Genomic DNA, 17145 nt, shown 5'->3' with positions numbered 1-17145 from the left:
TTCTTAAACTTCGCCTTGAATACGAGTATGATGCGCAACACCCAACGCAAAAAGAGAATGATTTATGTCTGATACTTGGCTCATGGCATACGAAGACAAGTGCCGTGATTTTATCGAGCAAGCCAGCATAGCAGATGTCGCCCATGATATTCACCACATAGAGCGAGTGGTTCGCGTCGCCAAAAAATTGGCGCTAGAAGAAGCGGCAGAGTGGGCGATTGTTGTGCCAGCGGCTTGGTTGCACGATTGCTTTTCTGTGCCGAAGAACCATCCAGATAGAACCAAAGCGTCAACCATAGCGGCCGATAAGGCGGTTGAGTTCTTATCTGATATTGGCTATCCGTCGCAATATCATGCAGCGATTCACCATGCGATACGTGCCCATAGTTTTAGTGCCAATGTGTCCCCTGAAACACTAGAAGCTAAAATAGTACAAGATGCCGACCGTCTTGATGCCTTAGGTGCGATTGGCGTGGCGCGTTGCATGCAAGTGAGTGGCGCGCTTGGGCGGCGTTTGTATTCTTTAAACGATCCTTTTTGTGAGCAGCGTCAAGCGGACGATGTCACTTTCAGTATTGATCATTTTTATAAAAAACTCTTTCACATTGCTGACACCCTAAATACGAGCGCGGCGCGAAAAGAGGGCAAATCAAGAGAAAACTTCATGCGCGATTTTCTGCGTCAGCTGGCTGAAGAAATTTAATAAAGCCTCTCTTTTCGGCTACCCTTGACGCAATATGGTCAGCGTAACACCGCCGCTGATTTGATTTGCGCGATGACGGCCTGACCTTGGTGTAAATTTAAGCGTTGGGCGGACAAGGCGGTAATGTTGGCCAGAATAGGCGTGTTTCCTGCGAGCATTCTGACCATCATGGTGCTTGAGTCTTGCGGGTCTTTGATCAGTTCATCGATCAATACCGGTAAGCGATTTAAAATACTTGAATTGTCTGCATGGGAAAGTGAGATGCTGACGTCTCTTGATTGCACTCTTAAGCGTACAGTGTCGCCTATCTTTTCACGGCCTTGTTTGACCATCATTTGATGATTGTCAAAGTGTAAGGTCGATAGCCCCCATTCATCATTCTGTTCAATAACCGTGCCTGAGATAAGCACACTGGTGTCTTGACCTTGAGCTAGCGCCGTGGGGGATTGTCCAAGTACGGCTTGGGTTGCGCCTTGCTCGATGACTTTTCCATTTTCTAAAATAACCAGATGATCGGCTAGGCGAATGACCTCATCGATAGAGTGGCTAATGTATAGAATGGGAATTTGCACGCGGTGACATAAAGCTTCCAGATAAGGGAGTATGTCCTGTTTTAAAGAATCATCTAAAGCGGACAGAGGCTCGTCCATTAGCAATAATTTCGGCTGGATTAATAGCGCACGCGCGATGGCGATACGTTGACGTTCCCCTCCCGACAATTGATTTGGGTATTTTGCTAGCAGTGGCTGCAGACCCATTAAGGCGATGACATCCGCATAATCAATGATGGTGCGCTTGGCGTCGGCTCTTTTTATCGCAAAGTCGAGGTTTCCCTTAGCGGTTAGATGAGGGAATAAGCTGGCTTCTTGAAAAACATAACCTATCGGGCGTTTGTGGGCAGGGAGCCAGTTTGTTGTGCTTTGCCAGCGTTCACCGTTTAGGCTGATGTCGCTGTTTTCGCTTCTTTCTAAGCCCGCAATACAGCGCAGAAGTGTTGTTTTACCTGAGCCTGAGCGACCAAATAACGCCGTCACTCCTTGGTTTGGTAAATCTAGATTAACCGATAAAGAAAAATCGTCAGAATGCTGTTTGGTTAGGCGTATTGTCAAATCAGTCATTATTAATAAGGCCCAAAATGAGGGGTGCTTTTAGTGCGTTTTTGCAGCGAATAAAGCAGCGCTAAAACACAAAAAGCAAAGGCCACCATAAGCAAGGAGAGGAGATGGGCTTGGCCGTATTCTAGCGCTTCTACATGGTCGTAAATCTGCACAGAAAGCACGCGTGTTTCCCCTTCGATATTACCGCCAATCATCAAAATAACGCCAAATTCCCCTACGGTGTGGGCAAAGCCCAGCACCGCCGCGCTAAGGTAACCGGGTTTTGCCAGAGGAAGCGCGACGTGGATAAAACGGTCCCAAGGGGAAGCTCGTAATGTGGCTGCGACTTCTAATGGACGTTGACCCATGGCTGAAAACGCATTTTGAATGGGTTGCACCACAAAGGGCAAAGAATAAATCATGGAAGCGACAACTAAGCCACTAAAGCTAAAGGGCAGGGGCGACAGCCCGAGCGAGTTTAGCGCTGAGCCGAGCGCACCATCAGGGCCTAGAAAAAGCAGTAAATAAAACCCTAGTACGGTGGGCGGCAACACCAATGGCATAGCGACAATGGCGTTGATCGGCGCTTTTAACCAAGATTGCGTACGCGCCAGCCACCAAGCAATCGGTGTGCTTATGATTAATAACAAACTGGTGACCAATACCGCAAGCTTCAGCGTTAGCCAAATTGCTTCTAGGTCACCTGGGCTTAATGACATGCTAAAAAGCCTTTATTGTGGCGTTGTCTGGTAGCCAAAGCTGGCAATTTTTTGCTGGATATCAGCGCGCATTAAAAAGGCTAAAAAGGCGTTGGCGACTTCTTTTTGATGAGAGCTTGACAGTACCACAGCGGACTGTTTGATGGCGCTGTGATAGGAATTAGGCACTTTCCAATAGTGGCCTTTTACGTCACCAGCAAGCACTTGGGATAAGGCAACAAAGCCCACATCGGCATTTTTACTGTAGGTAAATTGATAGGTTTGCCCAATATTTTCCCCTTGCACCAGTTTGCCTTTCAGCTTAGACCAGAGCGCCAGTTTGGTGAGCGTTTCTTTTGCCGCTTTACCATAAGGCGCCAATTTAGGGTTCGCAATGGCGATTTTTCGTGCCTCTAGCAGGGTCTTGTCTACGGGGTCTACTGATTTAAGGCTGGCTGACCAAAGAGCAAGCGCCCCTTTTGCGTAAATGATTTGGCTGCTTTCTAGTGCTAAGCCTTTTTCAATCAGCTTGTCGGGTTTGGCTTGGTCGGCAGAAAGAAAAACGTCAAAAGGCGCGCCGTGTTGAATTTGTGCAAAGAACTTACCCGATGAGCCAAAGGAAAGTTGTATTTTGTGCCCTGTTTCTTGTTCGAAAATAGGCGCCAGTTTTTGAATTGGCGACGTAAAATTTGACGCTACCGCTAGGCGTAAAGGTTCGGCAAAAGCGATGCCAGTAAAAGCGATAAAGCCGCCTAGGGTAATGATTTTCAGCAGCGATGTGAACACAGTGCCGTTCTTTTTGATTAAAGCATGGAGCATAGTTATTAAATCTCAAAGTCAGTGTAGGTGTGGATGGACGTGATACGGGACACCTCTTCCAAATAGCGCTGAATAGGTTCAGGGAAGAGCAGTCCAGAAACCATAGTAAGGCTTCTTAATATTGGAAACAGGAGTATATCATCCCAACTGATGGTGTTGTTATTATCCGAAGGCAGAGACAGTGGTGGCAATGCGTTTAAGGCTTGTTCCACTTGCTTTTTGTATTTAGAAGAGTCTAGTAAGGCGTTTTCAAAGCTTTGTTGAAGGTCTTTCTCTTTTTTCAATTGGAAATGATCTCGGGCACTTTGAGTGGCGAATTCAGGCAGTCCCAAGAGTATGATTCTAGGAAACACCAAGCAGCGAATGGCTTGTTCAACCTCCTTCAATGGGGATGGCTGATTGATGCTATTCGCCTCGCCTCGGATGATTTTACGGGGGTCGCCGATGGTGTCTAAATGCTTGGCAATCAGGAGGTTATCAGACATGGTAGTGCCGTCAGAATGTTCGAGAATAGGGGCTTTTTTGGCGTTTGTTAATGTCAGACAGGTTTCTTCATCGTCATTTAGCAGATACACCTTCTCATGAGGGATCTCTTTGTAGTTTGCGATCATGTCGACACGGACGCAAAATGGACAGTGATGGTATTGGTAAAGTTTCATCGAGTTCTCCGAATGCTATAACAACATTGTTATTCAGAAGCCCTGACGAGAAATATTCGCTGACCCTAGTGAGGGTAAGTTCGTTAGGCTACTGCCGCGCTGCTTTCACCAATGAGCAGATAAAAATTGCCTTTTTCAACGCCCAGTGTCGCGCGTTTTAAGGCTTTTCCTTGGCAAGGCCCTGCAATGCATTGACCATCTGTTGGCGTGAAAAGAGCGCCATGATGGTGGCATTTTAGATAATCCCCTTCTTCATCCAGAAAAGGCTCTGCTGAGCAGTTTAAAGACCGCTTTTGATGGGGGCAGCGGTTCTCGTAAGCAAACAGCTCGCCTTTTTGTTTCACTATGACAAAATCGGTCCGATCAGTTTGGAAGTGCAGGGTACTGCCTTCAGATAAATGTTGGGCATTTGGAATAAGGTGTTTATCAAACATGACAGGACCACATGGTAGTAGGCAAAGAAAAGGTCGAATTCCAGCGTAAGCGCTGTGCGGCTGGCTTTTTCACAGGATGATGTAAATGCTCAAACAAAACCGTATTCATGGCGATCGAACTCTTCGTTTGTATAAGTTTAATTGCTGGTGTGGCCTTATTGAGCCATCTTTTTATTGTCATGGTTAAATGTTCCTTTATCCATTGCAATAGACTACTAATGAAAGTGTCAGATTGTTATGGGTCTTGTCAATATAAAGCAGGTTAATTGGTGGGATTTTGTCGATGATCTGAATAATAAACAATAGTTTGTGAATCGTTATTGCGAGCCAGAGATAAGCTCCTTATACTCCTCAAATGGCTAATAAAACCCCCTCAAAATCTCCACGTAAGTCGATGACTTCAAAAACGAAAAAGAAACCAAAAGGCAAAGCAAAGCGCTCCTTTTTTGGCAAACTCTGGCGCTTCATTTTTAAATGGGGGCTGATTATTGCTTTGTTAGGAAGTCTACCTTTTGCTGGTTGGGTCTGGTGGCTTGATCAAAAAGTGGTGGCTCGCTTTGAAGGCCAGAAATGGCAAGTGCCTTCTGAAGTCTACAGTGCGCCCATTTACCTCAAAAGTGGCGCGCCTTGGAAAAAAGCCGACCTCGAAGCGCTGTTGCAAGAAACGGGTTATCGTTTTGGGCGTAACAGCCAAAAAGTAGGCTGGGCGGCTCGGAGTCGCACCAAAGTCAGTGCTCATTTGCGCTCCTATGTCGATTATTCCGGTTATCACCCTAGTGAACGTCGTATATTTTCTTTCGAGGATGGAAAGTTATCGATCCATTCGCTCAATGGTGACCCGGTTGCGCAAGCAAGCATCGAGCCTCAGCGCATTGGTTTTTTATACGGCGGTAACACCGAGCGTCGGGAAATTCTTTCCTACGAGGACATCCCTCAACCGCTGATTGATATTCTTACTACGGTAGAAGACCGAGATTTTTATCATCACTGGGGGATTTCTCCTACTGGGATTGCGCGTGCCGCTTGGGTTAATGCCACTCACGGTTCCAGACGTCAAGGTGGCTCAACGTTAACGCAGCAGCTGGTTAAGAACATGTTTCTTAGCTCAGAGCGAACCTATACTCGTAAGCTGACCGAAGTGGTGATGAGTCTGTTGTTGGAATATCACTATTCGAAACAGGCGATCATTACCGCTTATATGAATGAAGTGTATTTGGCCCAGGTCGGTAGTGAAGGCTTACATGGTTTTGCCGCAGCCAGTCAGCATTTCTTTGGACGTCCGTTAAAAGAGCTAAATATCGATGAGTTTGCGCTGCTAGTCGGCATGGTTAAGGGGCCTTCTATATACAATCCTGAGCGCCACCCTAAACGGGCATTGGCGCGTCGTAACACGGTATTGGCGGTACTCAAAGACCAAGGTCTTTTGACTAACTCCGATTATCATGTGCTGGTGAAGCAGCCGATTCGCCTTGCGGATAAACACAAAGAACGCTCTGTTTACGGCGACTATTTAGACCTGGTGTCGATGCAATTGTCCCGTGACTTTGACCAGAAAACACTCGCCACAGAAAATCTACGCATTTACACAGGGGTGGATATTAGGGCGCAGCAAGCGGCCAGCCAAGCGATGCGTCGCCAAGTTGGGGTGATTAGCCGCAGTCGCAAATTAAAAGGGCTGCAAGGGGCCATGGTGGTAACAGACCGAACGAATGGCCAAGTGCGTGCTATTGTGGGCTCAAGTGATAAGTATTATTCCGGCTTTAACCGTGCTCTTGGGGCGGTGCGACCGATAGGATCTTTGGTGAAACCGCCACTCTATATGTCCGCCTTGGCGACAGGGAAATTCACCTGGTGGTCGCCCATCGAAGACAAGCGTATAAGGTTTGATATAGCGGGGAAAATTTGGGCGCCAGAGAATTATGATCGCACGACTCATGGGGTCGTGCATCTTTATGAGGCCATGGCAAAATCCTATAACTTGGCGACCATTAACTTGGCGCAACAGGTAGGTTTTGACCGCGTTGGTGACACATTACGACAGCTGGGCGTGAAACGACCATTTACCATGCATCCGGCGATGGCGTTGGGGGCCTTGGAGCTTTCTCCGTTCGAAGTGGCTAGATTGTATCAGCCGATTGCCTCGCGTGGACAAAGTAGCGAGCTGGGCGTGGTGTTGGCTGTGATGGACCAAAAAGACCATTTGATTAAACGCTTCGATCGTTCAACAAGTGTGCCCTTTACTGAAGCGCTGTTAGCAGTGACCTTGGATGGTATGACCAAAGTACCCGAAATCGGCACAGCAAGAGCCGCTCAGCATCGTTTTCCAGGGTTAACCTTTGCTGCGAAGACTGGCACCAGTAACGAATTGCGTGACAGTTGGTTTGAAGGTATTACCGGCGATTACGCGAGTACGGTCTGGTTGGGGATGGATGATAACGAGCCGATGAACATCACCGGCGCTACGGGCGCTCAAAAAGTATGGATTGATTTTACAGAGCATACCAATCCACGTTCTTTGCCAGAAACATTGCCGTCAGGCGCCGCGCGTTATAATGTGTTAAACAGTTCGTTTGAAATTGCAGCCGATCGTTGTGATGATAAAGAGTCCTTAGCGTTTGTATTAGGCACCCAGCCTCAAAGCTCTTCGTCTTGTATATGGCCGTTTTGATGCGCTTGGGTTGTACCTAATGCATGTTTTATCTCGTTGTTTGTTGGAAGGAGTGTGTGCGGTATGGGATTACACAATGCCGTTGTTTTTTGTTTGATCGCTGGCGCTTTTGTCAGCAACTTCTCCCATGCAGTCAGTGCTGAAAAGAAAGTAGAGGGTGTTTGCTCAGCGCTCACCGCGACGGGGAATTTAGAGTATCCTCCTTTTCTTTGGCGCGCAGCAGATAACAGCCATCACGTTCTTGGCGCCAATCGCCTGATTATTGATGAGTTAAGTCGTCGTATTAAAATTCCTATTACCTTGGAAGACGTTGGTCCTTGGTCAAAAGCGTTATCCTCTGTGAAAAAAGGCCAAGTAGACATGCTTGCTGGTGCCTTTTATACCAACAGAAGAGCGAGTTACATGGATTACTTTTATCCTGTAATACTGCATACCACGAGTGTGGTCTGGCAACGAAAAGATAAAACGTTTCCTTTTCATTCCAAGGAAGATTTAGAAGGAAAGTGGGGGGCGACTGTGATGAGCAACAGTTTTGGGCAAGCGTTTGACAGTTTTGCTCAGCAAAAATTAAATATTTTTTCGGTTGCGAGTGTGTCGACGGCATTTCGAATGTTGATGGCGGACAATGTGGATTATGTGCTGTATGAAAAAAATCCAGGTCTCGCGTACGCATCGATGCTAGGGTTTGAAAATCAAATAGAGTCAGTGCAGCCTTTTGTGAGTAGTGAGGGCTTGTATTTGACGTTGTCGAAAGCCTCTCCTTGTAATACGCCGACGATCAAGCGAAAAATTGCACTGGCGTTGTATGGTATGCATCAACAGGGCTTGGCAGAAAAAGCCCTGCTAGAAGGGGTTAAAGAATGGCGCCAGTCGCGGTTAAAGGTGACGGCCTTATTAAATAACAAAGACTGATGCGACTGACGGCCGTTGGTTGCGTATTTAGTTTAATAAACCGCGGTACACTTGTTCCCACTTCTCAGTGGTTCCTTCCCAACTGAAGTCATAAGCCATTGCATTGCGTTGTTTCTCTCGCCAGGCATGAATGTCTTCAAAGCAGGCTAAACTGCGCAATAGCGCGTCGTTCAGTGCGGCTTGATTGGCGTGCTCGAACACAAAGCCGTTAGCGTGCTCGCCTTCTTCAAAGACACTGTCTGCTAATCCTCCTGTTTTTCGAACCAGCGGCAAGGTGCCGTATTTCAATGCGTAGAGCTGAGTAAGGCCACATGGTTCAAATCGCGATGGGATCAATAACGCATCGACACCTGCTTGCAGTCGATGAGAATAGGCTTCGTCGTAACCAATTCTGATCGATACTTGCTCAGGGTAGCGCTGTTGCAATTCCAGATAGGCGCTTTCTAATGCTTTGTCTCCAGAGCCTAATACAATCAGTCGGCAACCTTTTTGCAATAGACTCGGGATGGCTTCTAACACTAGGTCTAGGCCTTTTTGCTCGGTCAAACGGCTAACCACCCCAAAGACCAGTTTGCTTGGGTCTTCTGATAGGTTGTTTTCTTTTAATAAAGCGAGTTTGTTGGTCAGTTTGTTTTCTAAAGAGTCCACTCCGTAGGCTTGCTTAATGAGTTTGTCTTTCTCCGGTGACCATTGCTCGTAATCGACGCCATTTAAGATGCCATGTAGTTTATAGCGCATCGCTCTTAGCGTTCCGTCTAGGCCGTCACCGTAGTCGCTGGTTAAGATTTCTTTAGCGTAGGTTGGGCTGACTGTGGTAATCGCGTCGGCGTAAACCAGGCCGGCTTTAAGTCCAGAAAAACGCCCATAAAACTCGAGGCCATGAATGCTTAAAAGTTCACCAGAGAGCCTCATATCGGGGAACTTATTCATCTCAAAGCTGCCGTTATAACGTAGGTTATGCACTGTGGTGATGATGGGGATATGATTCATTTTCCAGCTTTTTAAATACGCCGCTGCGAACCCCGTTTGCCAATCATTGAGGTGCAGTATGTCAGCTTGCCAGCCAATTAGATGGCCATGTTGAGCCAGCATGGCGATGGCCCAAGAGAAGGCGCCAAAGCGCAAATGATTATCAGAATAGTCTATGCCATCTTGATCGACATAAGGTCCAGCATCGCGTTCAAACAAAGCTTGGCATTGCAGAAGAAATATAGGTGTGTCATTTTCTATGATGCGTGTTTCGAGCAGGATTAAGTCACCAACCCCAAATGGGTTGCCCAAATTGGTTTTTTTATGGATAGGTTCGACTTTTTCTAATATGCCTTTGTAAGCAGGCATGATAAGTTTTACATCGTGTCCTTTCGCTCTGAGGGCTACTGGTAGAGCGCCAGCAACATCGGCAAGCCCGCCTGTTTTTATCAAAGGGTAAATTTCGGATGCGGCAAATAGTATTCTCATCATCTCGTATCTTATTGATTTGGCATGGTCAGGATAGTATACCTAAATATAATTCGGAGTAGAGTTAGTAGATAACTTTTTAAGGGTAAATTATGGATTTAAATACCGCATGTATGAAAACTTTGTCTATCATTCTAGCTGGTGGTAGAGGCTCCAGGTTAAAGCAGTTAACGGATAACCGCTCTAAACCTGCCGTTCCGATCGCAGGGAAATATAAAATAATCGACTTCCCACTTTCGAATTGTATCAACTCAGGCATGCGTCGCATTGCTGTCCTTACTCAATACCGTTCCCATACTCTTAATCAACATGTCCAACGCGGCTGGAACTTTCTACGCTCTGATTTTAATGAGTTTATTGAACTCTGGCCTGCCCAGCAGCTAACTGGCGGAAACTGGTACCAAGGGACAGCGGATGCCGTGTATCAAAATCTGACCATGATTGATGGCTTAGACAGTGAATACGTGCTTATTTTGGCAGGGGATCACGTTTACAAACAAGACTACAGCATCATGCTCAAAGAGCACATTGAAAGCGGCGCTGATGTCACCGTGGCTTGTATTGAGGTGCCGCTACAAGAAGCCGATCAGTTTGGCATCATGCATGTTGACGAAAACGACAATATTATTGCCTTTGAAGAGAAACCCAGTTCACCACCCACCATGCCAGGCAACCCTAATGTCTCTCTTGCGAGCATGGGAATCTACATCTTTAACACCAAGTTTCTTTGTGAACACCTTAAGTCAGACGCCATCGATGCCGCGTCTAGCCATGATTTTGGTAAAGACCTTATTCCTCTGTTTGTTGGCCGTAGCAATATTAAAGCGCACCATTTTTCCAATAGCGTGATTGCCAATGAAAGCTTTCCTAACAAGCCTTATTGGCGAGATGTTGGTACCTTGACGGCGTATTGGGAATCCAATATGGATTTGACTAAGCTGGTGCCGGAGTTGGATCTTTATGATGAAGAGTGGCCAATTCGCACCGCTCAGTATCAGCGTCCTGCGGCCAAATTCAACTACAACTACGAAGAGCGTATTGGTACGGCATTAAATTCTGTGGTGTCGGCCGGTTGTATTGTGTCTGGTTCTACGGTTGAGCAATCCATACTGTTTAATAATGTGCGCGTGAATTCCTACTCTCATGTGAATAAGTCGGTTGTGCTCCCGCGCTGTGATATTGGCCGCCATTGTCGCTTAAATCGCGTGGTAGTGGACTCAGATTGTCATATTCCTGAAGGCACTGTTATTGGCGAAGACCCGATTGCAGATGCTGCACGTTTTTATCGTAATTCTGACGGAATCACTTTAGTGACTCAGGATATGATTGAAGCGCTTGTGGAAAAATAACCCCAATCCTATTGAGGGTGAGCTTATGTATCCCCCTCAATAGGAAGCTAAATGTCGCGTATCAGCACAAAGGTCATTGGTCAAATTGGCTTTTAACCTTGAAAAATGGAATTTTGATCGCATTTCCTAAAGCAGTTTGGGTTATCCCCGCATGCTGTGGATAACCCTATTAGTGACTGTGTGATAACTTGCGTTACGTCAGGTGTAGCGGCGCTTTGAGCTAAGCTGTTCATTTCTTCTTCATTTGCCTGCAAGTTATCTACTTAGCGCTGTTTTAACGATAAAAACTTCTAAATTCGATAAGGATCTTTCATGTTTACTGGCATTGTTCAAGGCGTGGCGTCTGTTAAATCATCTGAAACGGTTGGCCGTAATAAACGCTTGGATATTCTTTTTCCAGCTGGCGTTATGATGGATCAACAGCTTGGTGCGAGTGTGGCGATTAATGGTGTGTGTCTTACGGTTTCTGCGCTGGCGCATGATGTATTGACGTTTGATGTTATTGATACCACCTTGGCATTAACCAATATAGGATTATTAAATGCGGGCGACTCTGTGAATTTTGAGCGCGCGGCCAGAATGGGTGACGAAGTGGGTGGGCATGTGATGTCTGGCCATATTATGACCTCTGTTACCGTATCGCGTATTGAGCAGGTTGGTGAAAGCGTTCATATTCGTTTTACCACAGACCGCCAGCATGAAATTGATGCACGCCGTTATTTATTTGATAAAGGTTATGTTGGGTTAAATGGCTCTAGTTTAACCATTAGTAATATTGGTGATGATTGGATCGAAGTGTCTCTTATTCCTGAAACCTTACGCTTAACGACCTTCGGTCAACTGGCTGTGGGCGATAAAGTAAATTTAGAAATTGATGCGCACACTCAAGCAACGGTTGACACGGTTGAACGCGTATTAAAAGAGCGCGGTATTGTTTTGCCTTAGTTTAAGGGGGAAAGTATCCCTATTTGGCGGGTTGCGCACGCTAGAATTAGACTTCCCTAGAAAGTCTCAATGCTTTTAAATAAATGGAGTAGTTGGTTGATTTTCGGTAGAATGCTCGCCAATTTCTATCCTGAGAATCTGTTGATAAGTGATACGATGGCTGTTTTTGTTGTGTTTTTACGCGAAAAAATGGCTGTGGCGAGCAAAATGCCTACGCCAGTCGTGGTTTATTAACCGTTATTCAACCAAATATCGCTTTTAAAGTGTGAGTAAATAGTGTCTTCAAATAATCTTAAGCACATACGAAATTTTTCGATCATCGCCCACATCGATCACGGTAAATCGACGTTAGCAGACCGCTTCATCCAGACCTGTGAAGGTTTGAGTGAACGGGAAATGTCGGCGCAAGTTCTTGACTCAATGGATATTGAGCGTGAGCGTGGTATTACTATCAAGGCCCAAAGTGTGACCTTGGATTATCACGCTAAAGATGGTCAAACTTACCAGCTTAACTTTATCGACACACCTGGACACGTTGACTTCTCTTATGAAGTATCTCGTTCACTTGCGGCCTGTGAAGGCGCTTTGTTGGTCGTTGATGCGGCTCAAGGTGTGGAAGCTCAATCGGTAGCAAACTGTTATACCGCGATTGAGCAAGGCCTAGAAGTTATGCCGGTTCTTAATAAAATCGACCTGCCACAGGCAGAGCCAGAGCGTGTTTGTGCTGAAATCGAAGAGATTATCGGCATTGATGCCATGGACGCGGTCACCTGTTCGGCGAAAACCGGTGTGGGTGTGGACGATGTACTTGAGCGCCTTGTTGCGACTATTCCGCCACCAGAAGGCGATATTGATGCGCCATTACAAGCCTTGATTATCGATTCTTGGTTTGATAACTACTTAGGCGTTGTGTCCTTAGTGCGTATCAAACAAGGGACATTACGCAAAAAAGACAAGATCTTCATTAAGTCCACTAAACAGGTTCACCCTGTGGATATGGCGGGTATCTTTACACCAAAACGCAAAGAGACAGGCGTCTTGAAAGCGGGTGAAGTTGGCTATGTTGTCGCAGGCATCAAAGACATTCACGGCGCGCCAGTTGGGGACACGATTACCCATTCTAGTACACCTGATGTGGCTCAGCTTGAAGGTTTCAAAAAAGTGAAGCCTCAGGTTTACGCTGGTCTGTTCCCAGTCAGTTCTGATGACTACGAAGACTTTCGAGTGGCACTGGACAAACTGACGCTCAACGACGCGTCTCTTTTCTTCGAGCCTGAAAGTTCAGATGCATTGGGCTTTGGTTTCCGTTGTGGCTTCCTTGGTATGCTGCACATGGAAATCATCCAAGAGCGTTTAGAGCGCGAATACGACCTAGACTTGATCACTACGGCGCCGACGGTTGTGTTTGAAGTCGAGTTAAACAACGGCGATATCATCAACGTTGATAGTCCTTCAAAAATGCCTGATCCGGGCACCATTAAAGAAATGCGTGAGCCTATTGTTGAAGCCAATATCTTGGTGCCTCAAGAGTATTTGGGCAACGTTATTACCTTGTGTATTGAAAAACGTGGCATTCAAAAAGACATGTTGTACGTTGGTAAGCAGGTGCAATTGCGCTATGAGTTGCCAATGAACGAAGTGGTGTTGGATTTCTTCGACAAATTGAAATCCTGCAGCCGTGGTTTTGCGTCGTTAGATTACAGTTTTAGCCACTTTAGCCCTGCGCCTTTGGTGCGTTTGGATGTGCTTATCAATGGCGAGCGCGTCGATGCACTGGCTTTGATCATGCACAAGGATAACGTTCAATATAAAGGCCGTGCTTTGTGTGAAAAAATGAAAGAATTGATTCCTCGTCAAATGTTTGATGTCGCCATTCAGGGGGCTGTCGGGGCAAAAGTCATTTCTCGTACGACGGTAAAAGCGCTGCGTAAAAACGTAATTGCTAAATGTTACGGTGGCGATGTGAGCCGTAAGAAAAAGCTATTACAGAAACAGAAAGAAGGTAAAAAACGCATGAAGCAGGTTGGTAATGTTGAAGTGCCACAATCTGCTTTCCTTGCGGCGTTAAAAATCGATAGCTAATTGTCGCGACAATAGAACAGGCATGTTGTTCATGCCTTTATGGAGACAGATGTATGGGGCTTGATTTCGAATTAATACTAACCATTGCTTTCGTGGTTACGGGTGCTTTTTGGTTGTATGACCGTATTGTGTTCGCACCAAAGCGCAAAGCTATCTTGGCAGATATGCCGGAGGCTGCTCGCTCGGCGTTGAAGAAAAACGATCTGCCTCTATTGGCCGATACCCCTAAATATGTGGCAGAAGTTAAATCCTATTTTGTCATCATTGCGGTCATTTTCTTTCTGCGCTCTTTTGTTGTTGAGCCATTTCAAATTCCATCTGGATCTATGTTGCCAACGTTAAAAATTGGTGACTTTATTTTGGTGAACAAATTTGATTACGGTATTCGATTACCAGTATTGAACACTAAAATCATAGAAACAACCGAGCCTAAGCGTGGCGATGTGGTGGTGTTTAAATATCCTCGTGATCCTAGTCTAAACTATATTAAACGTTTGGTTGGGATGCCGGGCGATGTGATCAGTTATCACAACAAAACCTTGATGGTTAATGGTGAGGTCGTTAGTAAGGCGTTCTTAGCGGAATTGCCGATTTCTCTAAACCCTAACCAAGAGCCGGTAAAAGTCTATCAAGAGGATTTAGGTGGTAAGCAGCACGAAACGTATAACTCTTATCATCATGGTGCGCCTGATGGTGACTGGATAGTGCCAAAAGGTCATTATTTCGTGATGGGGGATAACCGTGATAACAGTGCAGATAGCCGAGAGTGGGGGTTTGTACCAGAAGCAAATCTGAAGGGCCGAGCTTTTTATGTGTGGCTTCATTGGAATAAGTTTTTGAGTATCCCAAGTTTTAAAAATAATGGTTTGATTGAATAAGTATTTTTGGAGAAATTTTGAGTTCACTGTATCAGAAGTTGTGTCGGCGTATAGGGTATTTTTTTGCTGACCTTGGACTGCTTGAGCTGGCGCTAACGCACCGTAGTTTTGCTGGGAAGAATAACGAGCGCCTAGAGTTTTTAGGCGACTCCATTCTTAATTATGTGATCGCGGAAGATTTATTTCATCGTTTCCCAAAGGCGAAAGAGGGTGAGTTAAGTCGCCTTAGAGCGTCTTTGGTAAAAGGTGACACATTGGCAGAATTAGCGCGTGAGTTTCAGTTGGGTGACTTTCTTAAACTGGGCGCAGGCGAATTGAAAAGTGGCGGTTTTCGCCGTGATTCAATCTTGGCCGATGCGGTTGAAGGCATCATTGGTGGTATGTACCTGGATGCGGGTATGGACGTTTGTCGTGAACACATACTGGCTTGGTATAAAGAGCGTCTGGATGCCACGTCGCTTAAAATTGTGACAAAGGATGCAAAAACGCGTTTGCAGGAATTCTTGCAAGCAAGAAAGCATGGCTTACCTCAATACGAAGTTGTGCAGATAGTGGGCGAGCCTCATGATCAAACCTTTTTTGTTCATTGTCAGATCGAGTTGAGTGATGAGCCTATTGAAGGCAAAGGTAATAGTCGCCGAATTGCAGAGCAAAATGCAGCAACCAAAGCGCTCAAACAATTGGAAAAGAAATAATGTCTGACGTCGAAATTACTCATTGCGGTTATGTGGCCATTGTTGGTCGCCCAAACGTTGGTAAATCCACTTTGTTGAACCATATTTTGGGGCAGAAGCTTTCTATTACGTCACGTAAACCTCAGACAACCCGAGACCAGATTCTAGGGGTGAAAACAGAAGGGCATATTCAAGCCATCTATGTAGACACGCCAGGGTTGCATTTGGGTGAGACAAAAGCGATTAACCGTTTTATGAACAAAACGGCGTCGGCGGCATTGAAAGACGTTGACGTAATTTTGTTCGTGGTCGACGCCGATCGCTGGACGGAAGAAGATGAGTCTGTTTTGCAAAAAGTAAAACACGCTCGTTGTCCTGTTGTTTTGGTTGCGAATAAAGTAGATCAAATTGAAAATAAAGACGACATATTGCCGCGTTTAGCGAACTTGTCTGAGCGTATGAATTTCTCTCAGATCGTTCCTATTTCGGCGTTGCGCAATAAGAATCTAGATCGTCTTGAGCGTTTGGTAGAAAGCTACATTCCTGAGGGGATGGCGTTTTACCCTGAAGATCAAATCACCAATCGCAGTTCGCGTTTTTTAGCGGCCGAAATCGTCCGTGAAAAAATCACCCGTCAATTGGGGCAAGAAGTGCCTTATGAAGTCGCGGTTCAAATCGAAGAGTTTGTCTTTGAGGAATCGGCGATTCACATTAGTGCATTGATTCTGGTTGAGCGAAATGGCCAAAAGCGCATTATCATTGGTGAACGTGGCGATAAGATCAAGTTGATCGGCAAAGAAGCCCGCATCGATATGGAAAACCTGTTTCAGCATAAGGTGATGCTAAACCTATGGATTAAGGTGCGTTCCGGTTGGTCTGATGATGAGCGTGCTTTGGCAAGTTTGGGTTATCAGGAAGAATAGTTTGGATATCAGAAAGGGTAAATAGTATGCGCGTCAGTGCGTATGTCATCCATACTCGCCCGTTTCAAGATGGCAAAATCCTAGTGGATTTGCTCACGCTTGAGCAAGGTTTATTGAGGGGAGTATGGCGTTTACCTAAAAAAGAGGCTCGGGTCATACCTGGGCCTTTTTTATGCTTTGAAGTTGAGTGTACAGGGCGTGGCGAGCTGAAAACCATTAAGAGCATGGAGTCGGTACAAGCGGGCTTTTATCTGGAAGGCATGCCTCTTTATGCGGGTTTGTACATTCATGAAATTGTTGAAAGGTTATTGCCCCTTAACCTCCCATTACCTGCTATCTATGAGCTTTATCAATGGTTAATAAGTAGCTTGCATGGCGGGGTCTCCATTGCGCCCATTTTAAGGCGTTTTGAAGTGGGTTTGTTTGCTGAGTTAGGGGTTGCCATTAATATGGCGTCGACGAGTCGTGGTGAGGCTTTGAGTGGTAAACAGCTTTATCAGTTTCATCAGAAATTTGGTTTAAGGCCGTATTATGGTGAACAGCCGAAACAAGTGCCTTTACTCTATGTTGAAGGGCAGGTGGCGCTCGATTACAACGCAGGAGCATGGACAAATAAGCAGGTGCTCGGTTTGGCCAAAGAGTTGCATCGCTCTTGGTTGGATGGCTTGTTAAATGGCAAGCCTGTCAGCGCCAGACGCCTGCTTCCTAAACATGTTTTTCAGGGAGAGCGCCTAAATGGCGTGCCTATCTTTCGAGCGTTACCTTAGCGAGTGGAAAGTGACTTGGTTTTTTGGGCTATGTCATTGATTTTACGTTGGTATAAAGAATGAATTTTACAGTAGGTAA

Annotated in this window: 16 protein-coding genes; 10 read left to right on the top strand and 6 right to left on the bottom strand. The window is 45.8% G+C overall.

Features of this window, described 5'->3' with window-relative positions; translation table 11 throughout:
* Window positions 1-64 precede the first annotated feature (64 nt).
* Entirely contained in the window at window positions 65-703 is a 639-nt protein-coding gene (locus E0D71_RS02365; RefSeq protein WP_243711905.1) for an HD domain-containing protein, read from the top strand.
* Window positions 704-741: 38 nt separating this feature from the next.
* On the opposite strand, the gene modC is transcribed toward E0D71_RS02365, so the two are convergent.
* The 5 genes from modC to E0D71_RS02340 all read right to left on the bottom strand — a co-directional run bounded on the left by modC (window position 742) and on the right by E0D71_RS02340 (window position 4410).
* A complete protein-coding gene (gene modC, locus E0D71_RS02360) occupies window positions 742-1821 on the bottom strand; it encodes a molybdenum ABC transporter ATP-binding protein (RefSeq protein WP_133001685.1) in 1080 nt (359 codons plus the stop codon).
* 2 nt (window positions 1822-1823) lie between these two features.
* Window positions 1824-2519, bottom strand: a complete 696-nt coding sequence (modB, locus tag E0D71_RS02355) for a molybdate ABC transporter permease subunit (RefSeq protein WP_133001684.1) — start codon at window positions 2517-2519, stop codon at window positions 1824-1826.
* Between the two features lie 12 nt (window positions 2520-2531).
* Complete coding sequence (gene modA / locus E0D71_RS02350) at window positions 2532-3284, bottom strand: molybdate ABC transporter substrate-binding protein (RefSeq protein WP_207923313.1); 753 nt, start codon at window positions 3282-3284, stop codon at window positions 2532-2534.
* Window positions 3285-3322: 38 nt separating this feature from the next.
* Entirely contained in the window at window positions 3323-3976 is a 654-nt protein-coding gene (grxB, locus tag E0D71_RS02345; protein WP_133001682.1) for a glutaredoxin 2, read from the bottom strand.
* Between the two features lie 83 nt (window positions 3977-4059).
* Entirely contained in the window at window positions 4060-4410 is a 351-nt protein-coding gene (locus tag E0D71_RS02340; protein WP_133001681.1) for a Rieske 2Fe-2S domain-containing protein, read from the bottom strand.
* Window positions 4411-4804: 394 nt separating this feature from the next.
* Here E0D71_RS02340 and E0D71_RS02335 point away from each other — a divergent pair, with 394 nt between their 5' ends.
* Both E0D71_RS02335 and E0D71_RS02330 read left to right on the top strand, forming a co-directional pair.
* Window positions 4805-7078 (top strand): transglycosylase domain-containing protein, encoded by a 2274-nt coding sequence (locus E0D71_RS02335; RefSeq protein ID WP_243711903.1) that lies wholly within the window; start codon window positions 4805-4807, stop codon window positions 7076-7078.
* A gap of 63 nt (window positions 7079-7141) precedes the next feature.
* Window positions 7142-7990, top strand: a complete 849-nt coding sequence (locus tag E0D71_RS02330) for a transporter substrate-binding domain-containing protein (protein ID WP_133001679.1) — start codon at window positions 7142-7144, stop codon at window positions 7988-7990.
* Window positions 7991-8017: 27 nt separating this feature from the next.
* Here E0D71_RS02330 and glgA read toward each other — a convergent pair whose 3' ends face one another.
* On the bottom strand, window positions 8018-9451 hold the full coding sequence (gene glgA, locus E0D71_RS02325; protein WP_243711902.1) for a glycogen synthase GlgA: 1434 nt from the start codon (window positions 9449-9451) through the stop codon (window positions 8018-8020).
* 89 nt (window positions 9452-9540) lie between these two features.
* Here glgA and glgC point away from each other — a divergent pair, with 89 nt between their 5' ends.
* The 7 genes from glgC to recO all read left to right on the top strand — a co-directional run bounded on the left by glgC (window position 9541) and on the right by recO (window position 17066).
* Window positions 9541-10797: a glucose-1-phosphate adenylyltransferase gene (gene glgC, locus E0D71_RS02320; protein WP_133001678.1), complete on the top strand. Its 1257-nt coding sequence runs from the start codon at window positions 9541-9543 to the stop codon at window positions 10795-10797.
* 312 nt (window positions 10798-11109) lie between these two features.
* Complete coding sequence (locus E0D71_RS02315) at window positions 11110-11742, top strand: riboflavin synthase subunit alpha (protein ID WP_133001677.1); 633 nt, start codon at window positions 11110-11112, stop codon at window positions 11740-11742.
* A 276-nt stretch (window positions 11743-12018) separates the two neighbouring features.
* Window positions 12019-13824, top strand: coding sequence for a translation elongation factor 4 (gene lepA / locus E0D71_RS02310; RefSeq protein WP_133001676.1), 1806 nt, complete (start codon window positions 12019-12021; stop codon window positions 13822-13824).
* Window positions 13825-13877: 53 nt separating this feature from the next.
* Window positions 13878-14702: a signal peptidase I gene (gene lepB, locus E0D71_RS02305; RefSeq protein WP_133001675.1), complete on the top strand. Its 825-nt coding sequence runs from the start codon at window positions 13878-13880 to the stop codon at window positions 14700-14702.
* A gap of 17 nt (window positions 14703-14719) precedes the next feature.
* On the top strand, window positions 14720-15397 hold the full coding sequence (rnc, locus tag E0D71_RS02300) for a ribonuclease III (RefSeq protein ID WP_133001674.1): 678 nt from the start codon (window positions 14720-14722) through the stop codon (window positions 15395-15397).
* Entirely contained in the window at window positions 15397-16299 is a 903-nt protein-coding gene (gene era / locus E0D71_RS02295; RefSeq protein ID WP_133001673.1) for a GTPase Era, read from the top strand. The genes rnc and era overlap by 1 nt, the downstream gene beginning before the upstream one ends.
* Before the next feature lie 26 nt (window positions 16300-16325).
* The gene (gene recO, locus E0D71_RS02290) at window positions 16326-17066 is read left to right on the top strand and encodes a DNA repair protein RecO (protein ID WP_133001672.1); all 741 of its coding nucleotides are present in this window, start codon (window positions 16326-16328) and stop codon (window positions 17064-17066) included.
* The last annotated feature ends 79 nt before the right edge of the window (window positions 17067-17145 follow it).

Origin of the sequence: Marinomonas sp. KMM3893, from assembly GCF_004352855.1 — a bacterium.
Lineage (GTDB): Bacteria > Pseudomonadota > Gammaproteobacteria > Pseudomonadales > Marinomonadaceae > Marinomonas > Marinomonas arenicola.
The sequence above is the reverse complement of the archived record's forward strand: the minus strand, read 5'-3'. Positions and strand labels throughout refer to the sequence as shown.